Source organism: Arthrobacter sp. SRS-W-1-2016 (assembly GCF_002009585.1).
GTDB classification, from domain to species: Bacteria; Actinomycetota; Actinomycetes; order Actinomycetales; family Micrococcaceae; genus Arthrobacter; species Arthrobacter bambusae_A.
The window spans coordinates 96197-118307 of sequence record NZ_MTPV01000074.1; the positions used below are offsets into that span (position 1 = coordinate 96197).

At 64.5% G+C, this 22111-nt stretch carries 21 protein-coding genes; 12 read left to right on the top strand and 9 right to left on the bottom strand.

The features are described from left to right. Nucleotides 1-194: 194 nt before the first annotated feature. From gap to BMF89_RS20115, 5 genes are all read left to right on the top strand, one after another. Nucleotides 195-1205, top strand: coding sequence for a type I glyceraldehyde-3-phosphate dehydrogenase (gap, locus tag BMF89_RS20095; RefSeq protein ID WP_078108796.1), 1011 nt, complete (start codon nt 195-197; stop codon nt 1203-1205). Nucleotides 1206-1214: 9 nt separating this feature from the next. Continuing rightward, complete coding sequence (locus tag BMF89_RS20100; RefSeq protein ID WP_078108797.1) at nt 1215-2441, top strand: phosphoglycerate kinase; 1227 nt, start codon at nt 1215-1217, stop codon at nt 2439-2441. Between the two features lie 83 nt (nt 2442-2524). Next, the gene (gene tpiA / locus BMF89_RS20105) at nt 2525-3340 is read left to right on the top strand and encodes a triose-phosphate isomerase (RefSeq protein ID WP_078108798.1); all 816 of its coding nucleotides are present in this window, start codon (nt 2525-2527) and stop codon (nt 3338-3340) included. Between the two features lie 47 nt (nt 3341-3387). Continuing rightward, nucleotides 3388-3645 (top strand): preprotein translocase subunit SecG, encoded by a 258-nt coding sequence (gene secG, locus BMF89_RS20110; RefSeq protein WP_074589634.1) that lies wholly within the window; start codon nt 3388-3390, stop codon nt 3643-3645. An 83-nt stretch (nt 3646-3728) separates the two neighbouring features. Continuing rightward, complete coding sequence (locus tag BMF89_RS20115; RefSeq protein WP_078108799.1) at nt 3729-4124, top strand: RNA polymerase-binding protein RbpA; 396 nt, start codon at nt 3729-3731, stop codon at nt 4122-4124. On the opposite strand, the gene pgl is transcribed toward BMF89_RS20115, so the two are convergent. Genes pgl through tkt form a run of 6 tightly spaced genes read right to left on the bottom strand, consistent with a single transcriptional unit; the run spans nt 4077 to nt 12334 of the window. Continuing rightward, the gene (gene pgl, locus BMF89_RS20120) at nt 4077-4895 is read right to left on the bottom strand and encodes a 6-phosphogluconolactonase (protein WP_078108800.1); all 819 of its coding nucleotides are present in this window, start codon (nt 4893-4895) and stop codon (nt 4077-4079) included. The two genes, BMF89_RS20115 and pgl, sit on opposite strands and share 48 nt — an antisense overlap. Nucleotides 4896-4903: 8 nt before the next feature. Then, on the bottom strand, nt 4904-5827 hold the full coding sequence (locus BMF89_RS20125) for a glucose-6-phosphate dehydrogenase assembly protein OpcA (RefSeq protein ID WP_078108801.1): 924 nt from the start codon (nt 5825-5827) through the stop codon (nt 4904-4906). Then, nucleotides 5824-7389 carry a glucose-6-phosphate dehydrogenase gene (gene zwf / locus BMF89_RS20130; RefSeq protein ID WP_078108802.1) on the bottom strand — a complete coding sequence of 522 codons (1566 nt, stop codon included), beginning with the start codon at nt 7387-7389 and terminating at the stop codon, nt 5824-5826. The genes BMF89_RS20125 and zwf overlap by 4 nt, the downstream gene beginning before the upstream one ends. 15 nt (nt 7390-7404) lie before the next feature. After that, on the bottom strand, nt 7405-9036 hold the full coding sequence (locus tag BMF89_RS20135) for a hypothetical protein (protein ID WP_078108803.1): 1632 nt from the start codon (nt 9034-9036) through the stop codon (nt 7405-7407). A gap of 5 nt (nt 9037-9041) precedes the next feature. Beyond that, nucleotides 9042-10160, bottom strand: coding sequence for a transaldolase (tal, locus tag BMF89_RS20140; RefSeq protein WP_078108804.1), 1119 nt, complete (start codon nt 10158-10160; stop codon nt 9042-9044). A 56-nt stretch (nt 10161-10216) separates the two neighbouring features. Next, on the bottom strand, nt 10217-12334 hold the full coding sequence (tkt, locus tag BMF89_RS20145; protein WP_078108805.1) for a transketolase: 2118 nt from the start codon (nt 12332-12334) through the stop codon (nt 10217-10219). 482 nt (nt 12335-12816) lie between these two features. On the opposite strand from tkt, the gene BMF89_RS20150 reads away from it, so the two are divergent. Then, the gene (locus BMF89_RS20150; protein WP_078108806.1) at nt 12817-13779 is read left to right on the top strand and encodes a heme o synthase; all 963 of its coding nucleotides are present in this window, start codon (nt 12817-12819) and stop codon (nt 13777-13779) included. A 157-nt stretch (nt 13780-13936) separates the two neighbouring features. On the opposite strand, the gene BMF89_RS20155 is transcribed toward BMF89_RS20150, so the two are convergent. From BMF89_RS20155 to BMF89_RS20165, 3 genes are read right to left on the bottom strand one after another with little or no spacing between them, the layout of a single operon-like run. Then, nucleotides 13937-14881 (bottom strand): COX15/CtaA family protein, encoded by a 945-nt coding sequence (locus tag BMF89_RS20155; protein WP_078108807.1) that lies wholly within the window; start codon nt 14879-14881, stop codon nt 13937-13939. 59 nt (nt 14882-14940) lie between these two features. Then, nucleotides 14941-15717, bottom strand: coding sequence for an ABC transporter permease (locus tag BMF89_RS20160; protein ID WP_078108808.1), 777 nt, complete (start codon nt 15715-15717; stop codon nt 14941-14943). Further along, entirely contained in the window at nt 15714-16679 is a 966-nt protein-coding gene (locus BMF89_RS20165; RefSeq protein WP_078108809.1) for an ABC transporter ATP-binding protein, read from the bottom strand. Before BMF89_RS20165 ends, BMF89_RS20160 begins: the two co-directional genes overlap by 4 nt. A 152-nt stretch (nt 16680-16831) precedes the next feature. Between BMF89_RS20165 and BMF89_RS20170 the strand changes: the two genes are divergently transcribed. Genes BMF89_RS20170 through BMF89_RS20195 form a run of 6 tightly spaced genes read left to right on the top strand, consistent with a single transcriptional unit; the run spans nt 16832 to nt 21977 of the window. Then, nucleotides 16832-17599: a winged helix-turn-helix transcriptional regulator gene (locus tag BMF89_RS20170; protein WP_253190922.1), complete on the top strand. Its 768-nt coding sequence runs from the start codon at nt 16832-16834 to the stop codon at nt 17597-17599. A gap of 11 nt (nt 17600-17610) precedes the next feature. After that, the gene (gene sufB / locus BMF89_RS20175; RefSeq protein WP_078108810.1) at nt 17611-19086 is read left to right on the top strand and encodes a Fe-S cluster assembly protein SufB; all 1476 of its coding nucleotides are present in this window, start codon (nt 17611-17613) and stop codon (nt 19084-19086) included. A 2-nt stretch (nt 19087-19088) separates the two neighbouring features. Continuing rightward, nucleotides 19089-20417, top strand: coding sequence for a Fe-S cluster assembly protein SufD (gene sufD / locus BMF89_RS20180; protein WP_078108811.1), 1329 nt, complete (start codon nt 19089-19091; stop codon nt 20415-20417). A 26-nt stretch (nt 20418-20443) separates the two neighbouring features. Beyond that, nucleotides 20444-20800: a non-heme iron oxygenase ferredoxin subunit gene (locus BMF89_RS20185; RefSeq protein WP_078108812.1), complete on the top strand. Its 357-nt coding sequence runs from the start codon at nt 20444-20446 to the stop codon at nt 20798-20800. A 38-nt stretch (nt 20801-20838) separates the two neighbouring features. Further along, nucleotides 20839-21630, top strand: a complete 792-nt coding sequence (sufC, locus tag BMF89_RS20190; protein WP_078108813.1) for a Fe-S cluster assembly ATPase SufC — start codon at nt 20839-20841, stop codon at nt 21628-21630. A 14-nt stretch (nt 21631-21644) separates the two neighbouring features. Then, complete coding sequence (locus BMF89_RS20195) at nt 21645-21977, top strand: metal-sulfur cluster assembly factor (RefSeq protein ID WP_078108814.1); 333 nt, start codon at nt 21645-21647, stop codon at nt 21975-21977. Nucleotides 21978-22111: the final 134 nt, after the last annotated feature.

The following is a 22111-nucleotide window of genomic DNA, read 5'->3' on the forward strand; positions in this document are numbered from 1 at the left end:
TCTGCCCCCGCAGTTGCGGGGGCAGACGTAGTTAAACGTAAGATGGGTCACGGAAGGCGGTTAGCCTTCAGCAATGTGGCTGGTCGCCCTCCGATCTGATAATCACTTCTGCCCAATGATGTGCGGGAATTGTTAGTTGGAATCAAGATCCGACTCACTAGGTGTGCTTGCAAGAGCACCAAGGAGACTGAATAGTGACCACCCGTATTGGTATCAACGGCTTTGGCCGCATCGGCCGCAACTACTTCCGCGCAGCACTCGCCCAGGGTGCAGACCTCGAAATTGTTGCGGTCAACGACCTCACGAGTCCCGAGGCGCTTGCCCACCTTCTGAAGTACGACTCCGTCGGCGGTCGACTGACCGAGACCGTTGAAGTCAAAGAGGGCAACCTCATTGTCGACGGCAGCATCATCAAGGTCCTTGCCGAGCGCGATCCTGCGAACCTCCCCTGGGGCGAACTGGGCGTTGACATTGTCATCGAGTCCACGGGCTTCTTCACCAAGGCTGCCGCCGCACAGAAGCACATCGATGCAGGTGCCAAGAAGGTCCTGATCTCCGCGCCTGCTTCCGACGAGGACATCACCATCGTCATGGGCGTCAACCACGAGCTCTACGACCCCGCGGCACACCACATCATTTCCAACGCTTCATGCACCACCAACTGCCTCGGCCCGCTGGCCAAGGTCGTCAACGACGCCTTCGGCATCGAGCGTGGCCTGATGACCACGGTGCACGCCTACACGGCAGACCAGAACCTGCAGGACGGCCCCCACAGCGACCTTCGCCGTGCACGCGCCGCAGCGATCAACATGGTTCCCACCTCCACGGGTGCCGCCAAGGCGATCGGCCTCGTCCTCCCGGAGCTGAAGGGCAAGCTCGACGGCTACGCCATCCGCGTTCCGGTCCCGACGGGTTCCGCCACGGACCTCACCGTGACCGTCTCCCGCGAAGTGACCGTTGAGGAAGTCAACGCCGCTCTCAAGGCAGCTTCCGAGACCGAGCAGTTCAAGGGCATCCTGAGCTACACGGCAGATCCGATCGTTTCTTCGGACATCGTCGGCGATCCCTCTTCTTCGATCTTCGACTCCGGCCTCACCAAGGTCATCGGCAACCAGATCAAGGTTGTTTCCTGGTATGACAACGAATGGGGCTACTCCAACCGCCTCGTTGACCTCACGGAGCTCGTCGCATCCAAGCTGGGCTAGGGTAGACACATGACTTCTCACACCCTCAACGAACTGATCGCTGAAGGTGTCCGCGGGCGGTACATTCTTGTCAGAAGTGACCTGAATGTGCCGCTCGACGGCTCTACAGTGACCGACGACGGCCGCATCAAGGCCTCCCTCCCGGTCATCGAAAAGCTCTCGGACGCCGGTGCCCGCGTGCTCGTCACGGCCCATCTGGGACGCCCCAAGGGCGCTCCGGAGGCCAAGTACTCCCTCAAGCCCGCGGTAGCGCGGCTTGCGGAGCTCGCGCCATTCAAGGTCCAGCTCGCGGAAGACACCGTCGGTGAGTCCGCCAAGGAGCTGGCCCGGTCTTTGGGCGACGGGGACGTCCTTGTCCTGGAAAACGTCCGCTTCGACGCCCGCGAGACCAGCAAGGACGACGCCGAGCGCGGCGCCTTCGCCGATGAGCTCGTGGCCCTGACCGGTGACAACGGTGCCTTCGTGGATGACGCCTTCGGGGCCGTCCACCGCAAGCACGCCAGCGTTTATGATGTCGCCACCCGGCTTCCTTCCTACCAGGGGGACCTCGTGCGCACCGAGGTGGAGGTTCTTCGCAAACTCACCACGGATACCCAGCGCCCGTACGTCGTGGTTCTCGGGGGATCCAAGGTCTCGGACAAGCTCGCTGTGATCGACAACCTCCTGGGCAAGGCTGACACCATCCTCGTCGGCGGCGGAATGCTCTTCACGTTCCTCGCGGCGGTTGGGCACAAGGTGGCGGGCAGCTTGCTCGAAGCCGACCAGATCCCCGTGGTCCAGGACTACCTCAAGCGCGCGTCCGACGCCGGTACCGCCTTCGTCATCCCGACCGACGTCGTGGTCGCCAGCCGCTTCGCCGCGGACGCTGAACACGAAGTGGTTGCAGCAGACGCGATCGAAGACAGCTCGTTCGGGGCTTCCGGCATCGGCCTGGACATCGGACCGGTATCCGCAGCGGCTTTCGCCGAGCAGATCAAGGCCGCCAAGACCGTCTTCTGGAACGGCCCCATGGGCGTCTTCGAATTCGAAGCCTTCTCGGGCGGCACCCGTGCCATCGCCCAGGCTTTGACCGAAACGCAGGCATTCACCGTGGTAGGCGGCGGCGACTCCGCCGCAGCTGTCCGGACCCTCGGTTTCGAGGACTCCCAGTTCGGACACATCTCCACCGGCGGCGGCGCCAGCCTGGAATACCTTGAAGGCAAGGATCTTCCCGGCCTGAGCGTTCTGGACCGCTAAGGCTACACGGCCGGCGGGGCGCCTTTCCTGGAAGGCAAGCGCCCCGCCGGCTTTCCCTATCTCAACGCATCTTTGGAGCACACGTGACAACTTCTGCCAACGGAAACTTCATCCGCAAGCCCTTCATCGCCGGTAACTGGAAGATGAACATGGACCACGTCCAAGGCATCACCCTGCTGCAGAAGCTGGCATGGACCTTGTCCGACGCCAAGCACGACTATAGCCGGGTGGAGGTTTCGGTCTTCCCGCCGTTTACCGACCTGCGCGGTGTGCAGACCCTTGTTCAGGGCGACGAACTGGACGTCGTCTACGGCGGCCAGGACCTTTCGCAATTCGACTCCGGTGCATACACAGGCGATATCTCCGGGCAGTTCCTCAACAAGCTTGGCTGCGCCTACGTCCTCGTGGGACACAGCGAACGCCGCACCATCCACAACGAGGACGACCAGGTCCTCAACGCGAAGGTCAAAGCCGCCTTCCGCCACGACGTCACGCCCGTCCTGTGTGTCGGCGAGGGCCTTGAGGTCCGCCAGGCCGGCACCCATGTGGAGCACACGCTCGCCCAGCTGCGCGCCGGCGTCGAAGGCCTCTCCGTGGAGCAAGCAGGCGAACTGGTTGTCGCGTACGAGCCTGTCTGGGCCATTGGGACCGGAGAAGTCGCTGGTCCCGAAGACGCGCAGGAGATGTGCGCGGCGATCCGTTCGGAGCTCGCCTCATTGTTCGACGATGCGGTGGCCGGCAAGACCCGCCTCCTCTACGGCGGCTCGGTCAAGGCTAACAACGCGGCAGCAATCATGGCCGAAAGCGACGTCGACGGTTTGCTCGTGGGTGGCGCGAGCCTGGACCCCGCCGAGTTTGCTAACATTGTCAGGTTCGAGAGCCACCTCAGCGCGGCTTAGTCCGTTTTAGGTTCCGCTCCCGTTTTCCGCTCTTCTGAAAGGCCGTCGTGGACGTTCTTCAAGTTATTCTGCAGATCCTGCTGGGCATCACCAGTCTTCTGCTGACGCTGCTCATCCTCCTCCACAAGGGGCGGGGCGGCGGGTTGTCCGATATGTTTGGCGGTGGCATGAGCTCAGGATTGAGTTCTTCAGGTGTCGCAGAGCGAAACCTCAACCGCTTCACCATTGTTTTGGGCTGCACTTGGGGCGTCGTCATCATCGGGCTTGGCCTCATCATGCGTTTCACTTCGGGCGGAGACTCCTAGCACTGCCCCTGTCGGGATCCTCCGATTAGACTAGGCTGCATGGCCTTCATCGCCATGCAGCCGAACTCTCAAGGGGATCGACGATGGTTCATGGTACTTCCGGATTCCGGGGCACACGGGCCGGCGTAACAGCCGGATCGGCCCCGAGGAACCAACCCGACTCTGTTGTTGGCGAAAGCCTGCCGCGTATTCGTGTTCCCTATTGGTGCGCCAAGGGACATGAAACGCGGCTTGTTTTCGTTAAGCTCCCGGAAGATCAGATCCCGATTCGGTGGGACTGCCCTAAATGTGGCCTGATTGCCGTGCGCGAGCAGGGCGAGGCCACCATGGAACGTGCGGACGAGGAAGTCTTCAAGAGCCACCTGGACTACGTTAAAGAAAGACGCTCCAGCCAAGACGCGGAGATTGTCCTGGCCGGAGCGCTCAAGCGGCTACGCGCCCGCGGGATCCTTGCGGATGAGCTGCTGGGGGACACGTGAGGCCGCGTTTTCATCGATGAGCCATAGGGTCCTCGACCGGCCGCTAGGACCGGAGGCGGGAACCTGGACCGGGTTGGCCCCTGCGAGGGCCAGTCCCACAGCCCCGGCCTTGTCCTCGCCTGCCACGACCATCCAGATTTCCTCGGCGGAATTGATCGCGGGCAACGTCAGCGAAATCCTCGACGGCGGCGGCTTGGGGGAGTTCTCGACCCCCACGACCGTACGGTCCTTCACGCGGATACCCGCTTGCTCGGGGAAGAGCGACGCAATGTGCGCATCCGGACCCACACCGAGGAGCAGGACGTCGAAGCGCGGCAACTCACCGGCCTCCTCTGGACGGTTGTCCGAAGCGTCGGCGGCGTGCTCGGCGGCGGCTGCGGCCTTGAGCCGGGCCGCGTAGTCCGCTGCGGCCTCGTCCGCCGTGTCGAACTCGTCCGTTGAACCCGGTTCGTGCACCCGGGCCGGGTCAACCGGCAAGCTGGCAAGCAACGCCTCACGCGCCTGAACGGTGTTGCGGTCCGTGCTGTCCTTGCCAACGAAGCGCTCGTCACCCCACCAGAAGTTCACCCTGGACCAGTCAACAGCCGGCGCCGCGGGCGAGTCGGCAACCGCTTTCAGGGTGCCGATGCCCACGGTACCGCCGGTGAGGACCACAGTGGCTTCCCCGTGTTTGTCCTGGATGTCCACCAGCTTGGTGATGAGCCGCGCTGCGATCGCGGCCATCAGGACGGCGGAGTCGGGATGGATGCTTACTCTGGGGTCGGCGCTCACTGGGACGGTCACTCCTTGCTATTGGTTCGGGGCAGTCCCATAGTAATCACTTCTCCGAAGACATCGTCCGGATCAAGGCGACGCAATTCTTCGGCGAGGCAGTCCCGGAGGCTTCGGCGGGGCAGGGAGATCCGCTGGGCGGGCTGGCCCGGCTGGGTCAGTTCCGCCACGGTGAGGCCCGGGCGGACCAGCTGGACGTCGCCCGTGGCGCGGCTCAGCCGCACCCTGCGGATGCCGGTTCCCGCCGGGTCGGCGACGATCTGGACCGGTGCGTCGAGGAACAGGGTGAGCCAGGCGGCCAGCAGCAGGGTGCTGGGGGAGTCCGAAGCGCCCTCGACGGCGATGGCCGTGACGGGGGATTCGTCCACCTGGTCCAGGGCTGCCGCGAGCTGGAGGCGCCAGTTGGTCAGGCGTGTCCAGGCGAGGTCGGTGTCGCCTGCCCGGTACGTTTTCCGGATCCGGGCCAAGGCCGCCGCGGGGTCGGCCTCGTTGGCCGAGTCCGTGATGCGGCGGTGCGCGATGCGTCCGATCGAAGTCTCGCAGGCGTTCTCGGGTGCGCCGTGCGGCCACCAGGCCACGATCGGCGCGTCCGGGAGGAGCAGTGCGGCGACGAGGGACTCGCTTTCCTTGGCGAGCTCGCCGTAGCCGCGCAGCACGATGACCTCGGAGGCTCCGGCGTCCCCGCCCACCCGGATCTGGGCGTCGAGGCGGTTGGGCGCTTCGCTGCCTGCGTCCGCGAGGACGATGATCCGGCAGGGGTGTTCGCGGCTGGCCTCGTTGGCTGCCTCGATGGCTTCTTCCTCGAGGCCGGACTTCGTGACGACCACGAGGGTCAGGACGCGTCCAAGGGCGATCACCCCTCCCTGCTCGCGCAGGGAGGTGATCTTCTTGGAGATCTTGGAGGTGGTGGTGTCGGGAAGATCTACGATCATGGCCTTCTCCAGGTTCGTCCGTCGCGGGCAAGCAGTTCGTCGGCCGAGGCCGGGCCCCAGCTGCCGGGAGCGTAGGGTTCGGGCTGTTCGTCGAGTCCGGCCCAGTATTCCTCGAAGGGGTCGAGGATCTTCCAGGACTCCTCGACTTCCTGGTGCCGTGGGAAGAGCGGGGGCTCGCCCAGCAGCACGTCCAGGATGAGGCGTTCGTAGGCCTCGGGGCTGGACTCGGTGAACGAGTGTCCGTAGCCGAAGTCCATGGTGACGTCGCGGACTTCCATCTGCGTTCCCGGGACCTTGGACCCGAAGCGGATGGTGGCCCCCTCGTCGGGCTGGACGCGGATGACCACGGCGTTCTGGCCGAAGTCGTCTTCGCCGTGGCCGCGGAAGAGCAGGTTGGGCGCCCGCTTGAAGACCACGGCGATTTCCGTCACGCGCCGGCCAAGGCGTTTGCCGGCCCGCAGGTAGAACGGCGCACCGGCCCAACGCCGGGTGTTGATGTCCAGGCGGATGGCTGCATAGGTTTCCGTCTTGGAATCGGCCGGAATGCCGTCTTCCTCAAGATAGCCCTGCACGAGCTCCCCGCCCTGCCAGCCGCCGGCGAACTGGCCGCGGGCCGAATGGGTGGAGAGGTCCTCAGGGAGCCTGACCGCGGCCAGGACCTTTTCCTTCTCGGCACGCAGGTCGTCGGCATTGAAGGAGATGGGCTCCTCCATGGCCGTCAGGGCCAGCAACTGCAGGAGGTGGTTCTGGATGACATCGCGGGCCGCGCCGACGCCGTCGTAATATCCCGCCCGGCCGCCGGTGCCGATGTCCTCGGCCATGGTGATCTGGACGTGGTCGACGTAGTTGGCGTTCCAGAGCGGTTCGAACAGCTGGTTGGCGAAGCGCAGGGCCAGGATGTTCTGGACCGTCTCCTTGCCCAGGTAGTGGTCGATGCGGAAGACCGCGTCCGGCGGGAAGACGGACTCCACGATGTCGTTGAGCTTGCGCGCGGACTCCAGATCGTGGCCGAAGGGCTTCTCGATGACCACCCGGCGCCACTGCCCGTCGCCGGCCTGCGCCAGCCCGTGCTTGGAGAGCTGTTGGCAGACCTGCTCGAAGGCCTTGGGCGGAATGGACAGATAGAAACCATGGTTTCCGCGCGTGCCGCGGGTCTCGTCCAGTTCGTCCAGGGTGGCGCTGAGGCGCTTGAACGCCTGGTCGTCGTCGAACTCCCCCTGGACGAAGCGGATGCCCTCGGAGAGCTGGTTCCAGACGGCGTCGTCGAACGGGGTCCGGGAGTGCGCCTTGACGTTCTCCTTGACCTCGTTCGCGAAGTCCTCGTTGCTCCAATCCCTCCGGCCGAAGCCGACGAGCGCGAAGCTCGGCGGCAACAGCCCGCGGTTGGCGAGGTCATAGACCGCCGGCATGAGTTTCTTGCGGGCGAGGTCACCGGTGACTCCGAAGAACACCAATGACGAAGGCCCTGCGATGCGGTTCAGGCGCCGGTCCCGCGGATCCCGGAGGGGATTGCGGTGGCTTGCCTTTCCGGTGGACCGGTAACCGATTTCAGTTTCTGGCATGTTTGGGTTTGTGCCTTAGCTTTCGAGCGCGCTGGCCTGGCCGGCCAATGCGGCGACGATGTCCTGGAGCTGGGCGACACCGGCTCCGCGGTCCGTGAGGTGCAGCCGCAGGACCGGACGGCCGTGGTCCTCGAGAACCTGGGCATCGCCGGCGGCCTGGGCCGCAATCAGCTGACCGAAAGTGAACGGCCGTTCAGGGATGGCGATGTCGCCGGTTGCGGCGGCCGTCACCTGCAGGAACGAACCGATGGCCGGTCCGCCCTTGTGGAATTGTCCGGTGGAGTGAAGGAAGCGCGGGCCCCAGCCGAAAGTGACCGGCCGGCCGCTGACTCCGGCGAGCTCGTCGCGGATGCCTTCGAGCTGCGTGAAGGCGATCCGGTCGAAATAGGCCTGGACGCTCAGGTAGCCGTCCGTGCCGAGTTCGCCGAGGAGCGCCTTGACGGCGTCGGCGGCCGTTGCAGCGTCGCCGAGCCACGCACCGCCGCGGACCTCGATCGCGCCGTCGACGAAGTTCGCCGGCGTCGGCTCGGGACGCGCGTCCAACAGGCCGCGTGCGGCGATTTTGGCTGCCTCGACGTCGGGCTGGTCAAAGGGGTTGATGCCCAGCAGGCGCCCTGCGACCGAGGTGGCGAATTCCCAGACGAACATCTGGGTGGCCAGGCCGCCTGCGATGGCTGCCTCGTTTTCGCCGAGTTCGACGTCGGATTCCGCACCGACGAGCCGGATCACCAGGACGTCTTCCGCGCCGCTGCTGACCTCGGGAGCGGAAGGACCTGCAACAACGGGCAGAACCCCCGTGCCGAGCTTGCCGGTGGACTCGGCGATGAGCTGTTCGGCCCAGTCCGCAAATCCAACGATTCCGGAACCGTCCTCGACGATCACGATCTTGTTGCGCAGCGGGGTGGTTCCGCCCAGTGCGGCACCGAGCCGGAGCCCGATGTTTTCGGGGGAGTCCTCGTTCAGGATTTCCGCTGCTTCCTCGGCCTCATCCAGGAACGCCTGGATGTCGACGCCGGCGAGGCCGCTGGGGACCAATCCAAAAGCGGTCAGCGCCGAAAAGCGGCCGCCAACGTTCGGGTCGGCGTTGAAGACGGCACGGTAGCCGGCTTCGCGGGACGCCTTGTCCAGCGGGGAGCCGGGATCGGTCACGATGACGATGCGGCTCTTGGCATCGATGCCGGCCTCGGTGAAGGCCTGCTCGAATACCCGTCGCTGCGAGTCGGTCTCCACGGTGGAGCCTGACTTGGAGGAGACCACGATCGCGGTCTCGGCGAGGCGGTCCGCGAGGGCAGCACCGACCTGTTCGGGGTCTGTGCTGTCCAGCACGGTCAGCTCGACGCCAGCGGTGCCGGCAATGACCTCGGGGGCAAGCGAAGAGCCGCCCATGCCACACAGGACAATGCGGGAGACGCCTTCGGCCCGGAGGGCATCCCGGAGTTCCAGGATTCCTTCGACCAAGGGCTGGGAAACGGTTGCCGCTTCCACCCATCCGAGACGGATGGCGGACTCGGATTCGGCGTCCGGACCCCACAAAGTGTGGTCCTTGGCGAAAATCCTGGTGGCAATCCGGTCTTCGACAAGTGCCGGGATGTGCTGCTCGATGGCCTGCTGCGCAGCACCGCTGGCGTCGTAGCTGAGAGTGCTCATGTGGGTTAGGAAGCCTTCCGTGCAGAGGCGAGGGCACCTTCGACGTCGGCCAGAAGTTCCTTCCAGCTGGCGACGAACTTGTCCAGGCCCTCGGATTCGAGGATTGCGACGACGTCGTTGTAGGAAATGCCCAGGCCCTCCAGGTCGTTGAGGACGCGGTTTGCCTCCTCATACGTGCCGGAGACGGTGTCACCCGTGACGACGCCGTGGTCGAACGTGGCGTCGAGGGTCTTTTCCGGCATGGTGTTGACGACGCCCGCGGCGACCAGTTCGGTCACGTACAGGGTGTCCGGGTAGGCCGGGTCCTTGACGCCGGTGGAGGCCCACAGCGGGCGCTGGGGCAGTGCGCCGGCCTCGGCCAGGACTGCCCAGCGCTCAGTGGAGAACAGCTCTTCGTAGACCTGGTACGCGAGGCGGGCGTTGGCGACGCCTGCCTTGCCCTTGAGGGCCCTGGCTTCATCGGTGCCCAGGGCATTCAGGCGCTTGTCGATCTCGGTGTCCACGCGGGAGACGAAGAAGGACGCCACGGAGTGGATCGTGGAGAGGTCGTGGCCGTTTTCCTTGGCCAGCTCCAGGCCGGACTGGAAAGCGTTGATGACGGCGCGGTAGCGCTCCAAGGAGAAGATCAGGGTCACGTTGACGCTGATGCCCTCGGCCAGGGTTGCCGTGATGGCGGCGAGGCCTTCAAGGGTTGCCGGGATCTTGATGTGGACGTTGTCCTTGTTGACCTTCTTGTACAGGTGCTTGGCCTCGGCGATGGTGCCTTCGGTGTCCCAAGCAAGGCGGGGGTCCACCTCGATGGAGACGCGGCCGTCCACACCCTTGGTCGCTGCCGCGACCGGGGCGAAGAGGTCGCAGGCATCCGCGACGTCGGTGGTGGTGATCTCGAAGACGGTCTCTTCGACGGACGCGCCCTTGGCGGCCTTTTCGGCGATCACGGCGTCGTAGTCGCTGCCGGCGGTGATGGCAGCGTGGAAGATGGACGGGTTGGTGGTGACGCCAACCACGTTCTTCTCGTCGATGAGCTTCTGCAAGGTGCCGCTGGAAAGGCGTTCCCGGGAAAGGTCGTCAAGCCAGATGGACACACCGGCGTCGGAAAGCTGCTGGGTGGGAGTCGTAGTCATTTCTTTAATCTCCTTGGAAATCTGTTCGTTGCTGTCGGATTCGTCTCAGACGCGTTTCAGCTGCTGAGACCCGCGAGGGAGTCCTTGGCGGCGGCGGCGACTGCTTCTGCCGTGATGCCGAACTCCTTGAAGAGGCGCTTGTAGTCCGCGGAGGCGCCGAAGTGCTCGAGGCTGATGGATCGTCCGGCGTCGCCGACGAATTCCTTCCAGCCCAGGGCCAGGCCGGCTTCGACCGAAACGCGGGCCTTGACGGCGGCGGGGAGCACGGATTCGCGGTACGCGGAGTCCTGCTTGTTGAACCACTCGACGCACGGCATGGAGACGACGCGGGTGGCGATGCCTTCGGCCTGGAGCGCTTCGCGGGCGTTCACTGCGAGCTGAACCTCGGAACCGGTTCCGATCAGGATGACCTCGGCCGGGACCGTGGCGCCGTCCTTCGAAGCTTCTGCCAGGACGTAGCCGCCCTTTGCGACGCCGGCGGTGGAGCCGAAGGTGTCACCCACGGCAACGCCCTCGCCGCGTGCGTAGGTCGGGATGTTCTGGCGGGTCAGCACGATGCCTGCCGGGTTCTCGTGGTTCTCCAGCATGGTCTTCCATGCTGCCGCGACCTCGTTGGCGTCGCCGGGACGGACAACATCCAGGCCCGGGATGGCGCGCAGCGTGGACAGTTGTTCCACCGGCTGGTGGGTGGGGCCGTCTTCGCCCAGGCCGATCGAGTCATGGGTCCAGACGTACAGCGACGGAACACCCATGAGCGCGCCGAGGCGGATCGCGGGACGCTGGTAGTCGCTGAAGATCAGGAACGTACCGGAGAACGCCCGCGTGCGGCCGTGCAGCGAGATGCCGTTCACGATCGACGCCGCGGCGTGCTCGCGGATACCGAAGTGCAGGACCCGGCCGTACGGGTTGCCCTTCCACGCGCCGGTGGAGCGCGAGGCCGGGATGAACGACGGCGAACCCTCGATGGTGGTGTTGTTGGACTCGGCGAGGTCGGCGGAGCCGCCCCACAGTTCCGGAAGGACCGGGCCGATCGCGTTCAGGACCTTGCCGGACGCGGCGCGGGTGGAGACTTCCTTGCCTGCTTCGAACACCGGAAGCGCGGAGTCGAGCTCGACCGGAAGCTTCTTGGCCTCGATGCGCTCGAGCAGCGCAGCGCCCTCGGGGTTGGCGGTCTGCCATGCTTCGAAGGATGCCTGCCATTCGCTGCGCTCTGCTGCGCCGCGTTCGACGACGGCGCGGGCGTGCGCCAGGACGTCCTCGTCAACCTGGAAGGATCGCTCGGGGTCGAAGCCCAGGACTTCCTTCAGGGCTGCGACTTCCTCTGCACCAAGGGCGGAACCGTGGATCTTGCCCGTGTTCTGCTTCTTGGGCGCCGGGTAGCCGATGATGGTGCGCAGCGAGATGATGGACGGCTTGGACGTCTCGGCCTTGGCGGCGAGCAGTGCGCCATAGAGTTCCTGGACGTCTTCGACGTATTCGCCGGTCTTGGTCCAGTCCACGCGCTGGGTGTGCCAGCCGTACGCCTCGTAGCGCTTGAGGACGTCTTCGGTGAAGGCCACGTCGGTGTCGTCTTCGATGGAGATGTGGTTCTCGTCGTAGATCACCACGAGATTGCCCAGTTCCTGGTGCCCGGCCAGGGAAGATGCTTCCGAGGTGACGCCTTCCTGGAGGTCGCCGTCGGAGGCAATGACCCAGATGGTGTGGTCGAACGGGCTCTGCCCGGCGGGAGCATCGGCGTCGAACAAACCGCGTTGGCGGCGCTGCGAGTAGGCGAAGCCCACCGAGGAAGCCAGGCCCTGGCCCAGCGGGCCGGTGGTGATCTCGACGCCGGCGGTGTGCTTGTATTCCGGGTGGCCGGGGGTCAGCGATCCCCATGTGCGCAGGGCCTCGAGGTCCTTGAGCTCCAGGCCGTAGCCGGAAAGGAACAACTGGATGTACAGGGTCAGCGATGTGTGGCCGGGGGACAGGATGAACCGGTCACGGCCCATCCAGTCCGGGTGCTTCGGGTCGTGGCGCATCAGCTTCTGGAACAGCAGGTAGGCGGCCGGCGCAAGGCTCATGGCCGTGCCGGGGTGACCGTTGCCGACCTTCTCGACGGCGTCAGCGGCCAAAACGCGGACGGTGTCCACGGCGCGCTGGTCCAGGCTTGTCCAAGTCAGTTCTTGCTCTTCCAAATGTGGCACGTAAACCGAGCCCCTCTCTGTGCTGACGGCTGGTGGCGGCACATGGCAAGCCTCGGGCACAGGATGGCGCCCGCTGCGAAGTGTCTACCAGCCGTTCACCATTGAAACGTTGATCTATCATCCAGACATGCAAATCTGAGAATACGCTTTCTCGGAAACCTGCGTGAGCTGATCTGCAGACAGCTTAGCCCGGTTCGCGGCCCCAAATGGTGGGAATCCCAAAAAATGGACGCATATTCCGTTTTATGAATCACCTCGACGGCAAAGCGCCGGTGAACTTTCGGAAACAACGGAAAGTTCGCCGGTGCCGTGGCGTCGGACGGGCCACGGTATGATATCTGGAGGCCACCAGCGGCGTGTGCGCCATCGATTGCATGCATGGATCGAATGCACGCTTCACCCCGTGCCCCGGATTCCGAGGTGCCAGGAAGAACAGGCGCCGCCGCTGCGAGAACACCAGAGCAAAGAACAGAGTGACTGCCAACGTGAGCACAACAGATACGCCCCTCAACGCTTCCCCGGCTGTGGGGAAGGGCGGAATGTCCCGTAAGTTCAAGGCGTATCTGGCACTGACCAAACCCCGCGTGATCGAGTTGCTGCTGGTCAGCACCTTGCCCACGATGATCTTCGCGCAACGGGGCTTCCCGTCCATCGGGTTGATTCTGGCTACGTTGGTGGGCGGCGCCTTCGCCGCCGGCAGCGCAGGGGTCTTCAACTGCTACATCGACCGGGATATCGACAAGCTGATGCACCGGACCGAAAAGCGTCCCCTTGTGACCGGGGAAGTCACCCCCCGCGAAGCTCTCGTCTTCGCGTGGATCCTTGGGGCCGCGTCCATCGCCATCCTGTGGTTCGGGGCCAACCCGCTGTCCGCTTGGCTGGGCCTCGGTGCGATTGTTTTCTACGTTGTCATCTACACGATGATCCTCAAGCGCCGCACGGCACAGAACATCGTGTGGGGCGGCGCGGCCGGCTGCTTCCCGGTGCTGATCGCTTGGGCCGCGGTGACCAACACCGTCGAGTGGCCCGCCGTCGTGCTCTTCATGGTGATCTTCCTGTGGACGCCTCCGCACTACTGGCCGTTGTCCATGCGCTACGGCGAGGACTACCGCAACGCCAACGTCCCCATGCTGGGCGCCATCGCCGGCGCCAAGGTGGTTTCCGTCCAGGTGGTCCTGTACGCCTGGGCCATGGTGGTGTGCTCGCTGCTTTTGGTGCCGGTTGGCCGCGCGGGCTGGGTCTACACCATCGCCGCCGTCCTCGCGGGCGCCTGGTTCCTGTATGAATCCCATGCCCTCTACAACCGGGCACAAGGCGGCGACGTCTCCAACAAGGGAGCCATGAAGGTCTTCCACGGTTCCATCAGCTACCTGACGCTTCTCTTCATCGCCCTCGCGGTGGACCCGTTCATCGGTTCCCCGATCATCGGCGGCTGACGTTCCCCGTCCCCGCAGGACGCCCGCTCACCTTTAGGGCCGTTTTCCCAAACGCCCGCTCACCTATAGCGGTAAAACGAAAGACCCTCGCTCACGTCGCATGACGTGAGCGAGGGTCTTTCCTTTGGCTTGCCCAGAGGCCATCAGCCGCCAGGTGCTAGAGCTTCGGGCTGAACCGTGCCACATCCGCCGCGTTCGTTGCGGCACCCATGAGCAGGGCGGCACCCAGCATGTGGGCTCCCACGAGGAGGGCGGGAATGCCGTTGTAGTACTGGGTGAAGCCGATGACCGCCTGCAGGACCGTCACGGCGAGCAGCAGCAGCGCAGCTGTGCGGAACAGGCCGGTGATTCCCTTGCGCAGGACGAAGTAGACAGCGAAGACGGCACCCGCCGTGATGAGGTACGCCGGCACCGCGTGGATGTGCGAGACGAGGTCCCAGTCGAGGTCGTTCCGCGGCGCGTTCGCGTCCCCGGCGTGCGGTCCGGCACCGGTCACGATGACGCCCAAGCACACCGCAACCGCCGAGAAGAACGCGACGGCGGTCATGACTGGGCTCATGGCGCCTGGAATCGCTTCCAACGGCCGCTTCATGAACCGCCCGGTCCGGCCATAGGCGCGGTTGACCAGCAGGGTGGAAAAGACAACCAGGGCCATGGAAACCAGGAAGTGCAGTCCGACAACCCAGGGGTTCAGGTTGGACAGCACGGTGATGCCGCCGATGATGGCCTGTGCCGGAATGCTGGCCAGCAGGCCCACGGCCAGCAGGAACAAGTCGCGGCGTTCCTTGCGGAGGTTCCACAAATACACAAGCATCAGGACCGCGACGGCGGCCAATGCGAACGTCAGCATACGGTTGCCGAATTCAATGAAGCCGTGGATGCCCATCTCCGGCGTATTCACCAAGGATCCGCTGGTGCAACGAGGCCATGTGGGGCAGCCGAGCCCTGAAGATGTCAGCCGGACCGCGCCGCCGGTGACCACCAGGACCACCTGGCCGATCAGGGACAACATCGCCAGCCTGCGGATGGTGCTGTTGACTTCCGTGGGCAGCTTGTCGGCCAGCTGCTGGATGGACTTCGGGAGGCGGGAAGCCGTGCTCACAGTGTTCTCAATTCTCGGTACTCAATTCATGCTGACGGTTCGGTTCCACTGCGGGACACTCAGTTCCATTTGAACCAGCGGACGGCGGCCATGCCAGGAACGACGGTCCACAGCAGCAGCACAAGAACATACGGAAGGGAGACGCTGCCATGGAGGAAAGCATCCCTGAGCGACTGCCCCAAGGCTCCTGAAGGCAGGAAATGCACAATGCTCTGCGCCAGGTCCGGCAGACGCTCGGCAGGAACCACGATTCCGCCGAGGGCGCCCAGCAGGATCCAGAGCAGGTTCGTGATGGCGAGGGTTGCCTCAGGCCGGACGGTGCCGGCGACCAGGAGCCCGAGCGCAGTGAAGGCGGCAGCGCCGAGAACCAAGAGGCTGAGGCCCGGAAGCCAACCTTCGGGCCGTGGATGCCAGCCCAGCAACGCGGCGACGGCGCCGATCACCAGGACCTGGAGGACCAGGACTGCCAAGACGGCGATGATCTTGCCGGCAATGAGTCCGGTCCGGCCCAAGGGAGTGGTAGAGAGGAAGCGGAGCACGCCGTAGCGGCGGTCGAAGCCGGTGGCGATGCCCTGGCCCGTGAATGCCGTGGACATGGCACACAGGGCGAGGACACCCGGCGTCGCGATGTCCACCCTGCTGGCGCCCAAGCCGTCGAGCAGTGGCGTCACGGTGAGTCCCACCAGGGCCAGCAAGGGCATGATCACCGCGAGGATCAGCTGCTCGCCGTTCCTGATCATGGTCAGGGTCTCGTAGCGGCCCTGCAGGAGGATCCTGCGCATCAAGGTCGCCGGTCCGGCGTGGGGTGTGCTGCGCACTGGGATTGCACTGGTCATCGGATATCCCTTCCGGAAATGTCCAGGAAAACGTCTTCCAGGCTGCGCGCCTCCAAGCGGAGGGACGCAGGCATGATGCCCTTCTCTGCCCACCAAGCCGTCAGCTTCGCCAGATGCTGCGGCGTCAAGGTGCCCGCAATTGCGTAGCTGCCTGCCCGGCTTTCGGTGACGGTCAGTTCGTGGCCGATGGCCGCGGCAATGTCGAGGCCGGCCGGGGCGTCGAAGAACAGTGTGCGTTCAGTCACCCCGTCCATGGCCTCATGGCCGTGGCTCAACAATTCGGCGACGGTGCCCTCTGCGACGTTGTGGCCGGCGTCGATGATGTAAACATAGTCCGCAAGCCTTTGCGCATCGTCCATGAGGTGCGTGGTCAGGATGATACCCATACCGGCATCCCGCAGTTCGGCGATGAGCTCGAAGACGATTTGGCGGGACTGGGGATCCAGTCCAGCGCTGGGCTCGTCCAGGAACAGGACTTCGGGATTGCCGATCAAGGCAGCCGCAAGCGAGAGCCGCTGCTTTTGGCCGCCGGACAAGCGGCGGACGCCGGTGCGGCTGAAGGTATCGATGCCCAAGCGCTCGACGAGTCCGTCCAGCGGAAGCGGATTCCGGTACATGCCCGCAATGTGCCGAAGCAAGGGGATGGGACGGGCCGACGGCGGGAGGCCGCCGTCCTGCAGCATGACGCCGACGCGTGAACGGAGGTTCGCGCCGGCGGTGTCGGGATCTTCGCCGAGGAGTCCGATGCGGCCGCCCGTACGTTTCTGGAGGCCTTGGGCGCATTCGAGCGTTGTCGTCTTGCCGGCGCCGTTGGCACCCAGCAAGGCGGTGATCTGGCCGCGTTCTGCGAACATTGAGAGGCCGCTGACTACCCGCAGCATCTTGCCGTCAAGGGAAGCCAGCGGGCCAACGTCCTTGATGAGTCCGTCAATGGTGAGGACAGGGGATTCGGGGGATCGCACCAAAGTATTCTACGTGAAGTAGTAGGCCTGCGGAGGGCAAGCCGCCGCAGGCCAGCCTTGCCTTACTGGATGCGCGGACTAAATTACGACATGATTGTGTTGTGTATTCCATGAGGAGTTCTGTTTCCGTGCCCGCAGGGCATGGCGCGGTCATGCCGGTGCCCGGTGGCACTGCCGTTGGCGTCGCTGATGCAGAAGACCGCACCCGGAACCGCGTTCTCAATGCGGTGTTGGAGCATGGCCCCGTCAGTGCGGCTGAACTCGGCGACATGCTGGGGTTCACCCCTGCCGCTGTCCGCCGGCATCTGGATCACCTCCAGCGTGCCGGTGTCATAGAGGTAAAGCGCGTCGCGAAGGCGGGTGCCGGCGCGGGCCGGCCGGCCCGCCGCTATGTCCTCAGCTCCCAGGGGCAATCGAAGCTCGGCGATGACTACCTGAACATCGCGAGTTCCGCCTTGCGGCGGCTGAGGGACCTCGCCGGCGAAGAAGCCGTCAGGGACTATGCGGTGGAGCGCTTTGCCGAGATGGAGGCGCGCTACGCACCCGAAGTCGACCGCGCGGGTTCCGACATCGCCGCCCGGGCTGTGGCGCTGTCCAAGGCGCTGAGCCGTGACGGGTATGTCGCATCGGCAGCGTCGATTGAGACCAAGGCGCCCCTGCCCGCATCCCTTTCAAGCGTGCAGCTCTGCCAGGGCCATTGCCCCATCCAGCAGCTCGCCGCGGAATTTCCTGTTTTTTGCGACACTGAGACCGAACTGTTTTCCCGTTTGGTCGGCGTCGATGTCCGCAGGCTTTCCACCCTCGCGCAGGGCGGACACGTCTGCACCACCCACATTCCTACCGGCAGGCCGGCCGCCAAGGAGGCCCTCGGGTTTCCGAAGCTGCCGGCCGCGCCCCATGTCGAATCCAACAATCAGTAAGAAAGGCCGTGATGACGGGTCAATTAGCTGAAGGAACAGCAGAGAAAGCGCTAGCTGACGGTGCTGTGATCTCGGAGATTCTGGAGAAGAATCCCGAGCTGCACGGTATTGGCACCTACGAGTACGGATGGGCTGACAAGAACGACGTCGGCGCCAACGCACGCCGTGGTCTCAACGAAGAGGTAGTCCGCGACATCTCGGCCAAGAAGAACGAGCCGGAATGGATGCTGGACCTGCGCCTGAAGGGCTTGAAGTACTTCGACCGCAAGCCCATGCCTACCTGGGGTGCAGACCTCTCGGGCATCGACTTCGACAACATCAAGTACTTCGTGCGCTCCACCGAGAAGCAGGCTGCCACGTGGGAAGACCTCCCCGAGGACATCCGCAACACCTACGAGAAGCTGGGCATCCCGGAAGCCGAGCGCAGCCGCCTCGTGTCCGGCGTGGCCGCGCAGTACGAGTCCGAGGTTGTGTACCACCAGATCCGCGAGGACCTGGAAAAGCAGGGCGTTATCTTCCTGGACACGGACACCGCGCTCCGCGAGCACCCGGAGATCTTCCAGGAGTACTTCGGCACCATCATTCCGGTGGGCGACAACAAGTTCGCGTCGCTGAACACGGCCGTGTGGTCCGGCGGTTCGTTCGTGTACGTCCCCAAGGGCGTCCACGTGGACATCCCGCTGCAGGCCTACTTCCGCATCAACACCGAGAACATGGGCCAGTTCGAGCGCACCCTGATCATCGCTGACGAGGACTCCTACGTCCACTACATCGAAGGCTGCACCGCTCCGATCTACACGTCGGACTCCCTGCACTCCGCTGTGGTGGAAATCATCGTGAAGAAGGGCGCCCGCGTCCGTTACACGACCATCCAGAACTGGTCCACCAACGTGTACAACCTGGTCACCAAGCGCGCCATCTGCGAAGAGGGCGCCACCATGGAATGGATCGATGGCAACATCGGCTCCAAGGTGACCATGAAGTACCCGGCCGTCTACCTCGTCGGCGAGCACGCCAAGGGTGAGACCCTGTCCATCGCCTTCGCCGGCGAAGGCCAGCACCAGGACACCGGCTCGAAGATGGTCCACATCGCGCCGAACACCAAGAGCTCCATCATTTCCAAGTCCGTGGCCCGCGGCGGCGGTCGTGCAGCCTACCGAGGCCTGGTCCAGGTCCGCGAAGGCGCCAAGCACTCCGCCAACACCGTGCGTTGCGACGCCTTGTTGGTAGACACGATTTCCCGTTCCGACACCTATCCCTACATCGACATCCGCGAGGATGACGTGGTGATGGGCCACGAGGCCACCGTTTCCCGAGTCAGTGAGGAGCAGCTCTTCTATCTGATGTCTCGCGGTATGCCCGAGGACGAGGCCATGGCCATGATCGTGCGAGGCTTCATTGAGCCGATTGCCCGTGAGTTGCCAATGGAATACGCCCTTGAACTCAACCGCCTGATTGAACTGCAGATGGAAGGATCCGTCGGTTAGCAATGACTGAAATCACTACTGAAAAGGCCCGCATCGGCGCGCCATCGGCCAAGCCGTTTATCGACGGATTCACCGAAGAGGGCGAGAACCTCTCACCGGTCAACACCGGTACCAACACGTCTTCCACCTCGGAAAAGACGTCGGAGCAGGCACCTTCGGCGGGGCCGCTTGCAGGCGCCTCGGCCAAGAGCCACTCCCACGGCGGCGGCGTTGGAATTCCGGACAGCTCGCGCGCAGGTCGGCTGACCTCGTACAAGCTGGCTGACTTCAAGCCCCTCACCGGGTTGGAAGAAGACTGGCGTTTCACCCCGCTCAAGCGGCTTCGCGGCCTTCACAACGAGGTCCTCTCCGGTTCGGCACCGTCCGTCGCCGTGACCGCCCCTGAGGGCGTCGTCGTCGAGACCGTGGGGCGGGACGACGTCCGCATCGGCTCCGCGGCCATTCCGGAGGACCGCGTGTCCGCCAATGCCTGGGAGAACTTCGCCGAGGCCACCGTCATCACGGTGCCCGCCGAGCTCCAGCTCGACGGCGAAGTATCCGTCCTGCTGACCGGCACCTCCACTGAAGCTTCCGCCCAGCACATCGTGATCGTGGCAGGCCGCTTCTCGAAGTCCCGGATCATCCTGGACCACCAGGGCAGCGCGATCGTTTCGGAGAACGTCGAAATCCTTGTCGAAGACGGCGCGGACCTGACGGTCATCTCGCTCCAGGAATGGAACGACGACGCCGTTCACGCCTCTTCGCAGCAAGCCAAGCTGGGCCGTGACGCCAAATTCAAGCACATCGTGGTCAGCCTCGGCGGCGACGTCGTACGCATGACTCCGTCCACGCGCTTCACCGGGCCGGGCGCGGAAGCCGAGATGTTCGGCTTGTACTTCGCCGACGCGGGCCAGCACCTCGAGCAGCGCCTGTTCGTTGACCACGCCGTGGCCAACTGCAAGTCCAACGTCCTCTACAAGGGCGCCCTGCAAGGCCGCAACGCACACACCGTGTGGGTTGGCGACGTCCTGATCCGCAAGGAAGCAGAAGGCACGGATACCTACGAGGCCAACCGCAACCTGGTCCTCACGGATGGCGCACGCGCCGACTCGGTTCCGAACCTTGAGATCGAAACCGGCCTGATCGAAGGTGCCGGCCACGCCAGCGCCACCGGCCGCTTCGATGACGAGCACTTGTTCTACCTCATGGCACGCGGCATCCCCGAAGACGTTGCCCGCCGTCTGGTGGTCCGTGGCTTCCTCAACGAGATCATCCAGCAGATCAAGGTACCGGCACTCGAAGAGCGCCTCACCGAAGCTGTTGAGCGCGAGCTCGCCGCGAGCGACAACTAATACAAGCCAAGCAGGGAAAACAGACTATGAGCGATCAGCCACAAGGCGAACTGGTATGCAACGCCAACGAGATCCAGGTCAAGCAGGCGCTGCGCATCCTGATCGATGACTACCCCGTAGCCATCGTCAAGGATTCGATGGGACAGATCCACGCCATCGGCGACACCTGCTCGCATGCGGACATTTCGCTCGCTGAGGGTGAAATCGAAGGCTGCGCGATCGAATGCTGGGGCCATGGCTCCCAGTTCGATCTCCGCACCGGACAGCCCTTGCAGCTCCCTGCCTATGACCCCGTCCCGGTCTTCGCCGTCACCCTCGACGGTGACGACGTCTACGTGGACGTGACCAACGTTGTGAACGGCGCCTCAGTACAGAACTACTGAGCGCCAAGTGCCTAAAGACTTACGAAAGAAAGAAGAGCATGTCTACTCTTGAGATCAAGGACCTGCACGTCAGCATCGAGACGGAGCAGGGCACCAAGGAGATCCTGAAGGGCGTCAGCCTGACCATCAAGACCGGTGAGACCCACGCGATCATGGGCCCCAACGGTTCGGGCAAGTCCACCTTGGCTTCCACCATCGCCGGCCACCCGCGCTACAACGTCACGAGCGGCACCATCACGCTCGACGGCGAAGACGTGCTGGCCATGAGCGTTGACCAGCGCGCCCGTGCCGGCGTCTTCCTGGCCATGCAGTACCCCGTAGAGGTTCCGGGCGTCACCATGACCAACTTCCTGCGCACGGCCAAGACCGCAATCGACGGCGAAGCTCCTGCCCTCCGCACCTGGACCAAGGACGTCAAGGCGGCCATGCAGCAGCTGCGCATCGACGCCGATTTCGCACAGCGCAACGTCAACGAGGGCTTCTCCGGCGGCGAGAAGAAGCGCGTGGAGATCCTCCAGCTCGAGCTCTTCAAGCCGAAGTTCGCCGTGCTTGACGAGACCGACTCCGGCCTGGACGTCGACGCGCTCAAGGTCGTCTCCGAGGGCGTCAACCGCGCCCACGCCACGGGCAACATGGGTACTTTGCTCATCACCCACTACACCCGCATCCTGCGCTACATCAAGCCGGACTTCGTCCACGTGTTTGTCGATGGCCAGGTTGTCGAAGAGGGCGGCCCTGAATTGGCCGACCGCCTCGAAGAAGAAGGCTACGACCGTTACGCCACCGGCGCCGGCGCAGCCACCATTGCTGCTGCCGCAGCACAGGCCTAGTTAGGACCCCCGCCATGACCGAAATCAACGCGGCTCGCACCAGCCTCGAGGACGTCGAGGAGGCGCTCAAGGGTGTCATCGACCCGGAACTCGGAGTCAACGTGGTGGACCTTGGGCTGCTCTACGGTCTGAAGTACTCGGAGGAGGACGGCGCTCTGCTCATCGACATGACGTTGACGACGGCGGCCTGCCCGCTGACCGATGTCCTTGAAGAGCAGGTCGGCCAGTCCCTCGACGGCATCGTCGACGACTGGCGCCTCAACTGGGTATGGATGCCGCCATGGGGTCCCGAGCGGATCACGGACGACGGCAAGGACCAGATGCGGGCCCTCGGCTTCAACATCTAGGACAACCCTCGACGCCGGGGCCGGCCCCCCCCCCCGGGGGGGGGGCCCCAGCGGGGCGGGCCCCACCCCGCAAAAAAAACCCCGAAACCACCCCCCCCGCGCAAAAAAAAAAACAACAGAGAAGTGCAAACAAA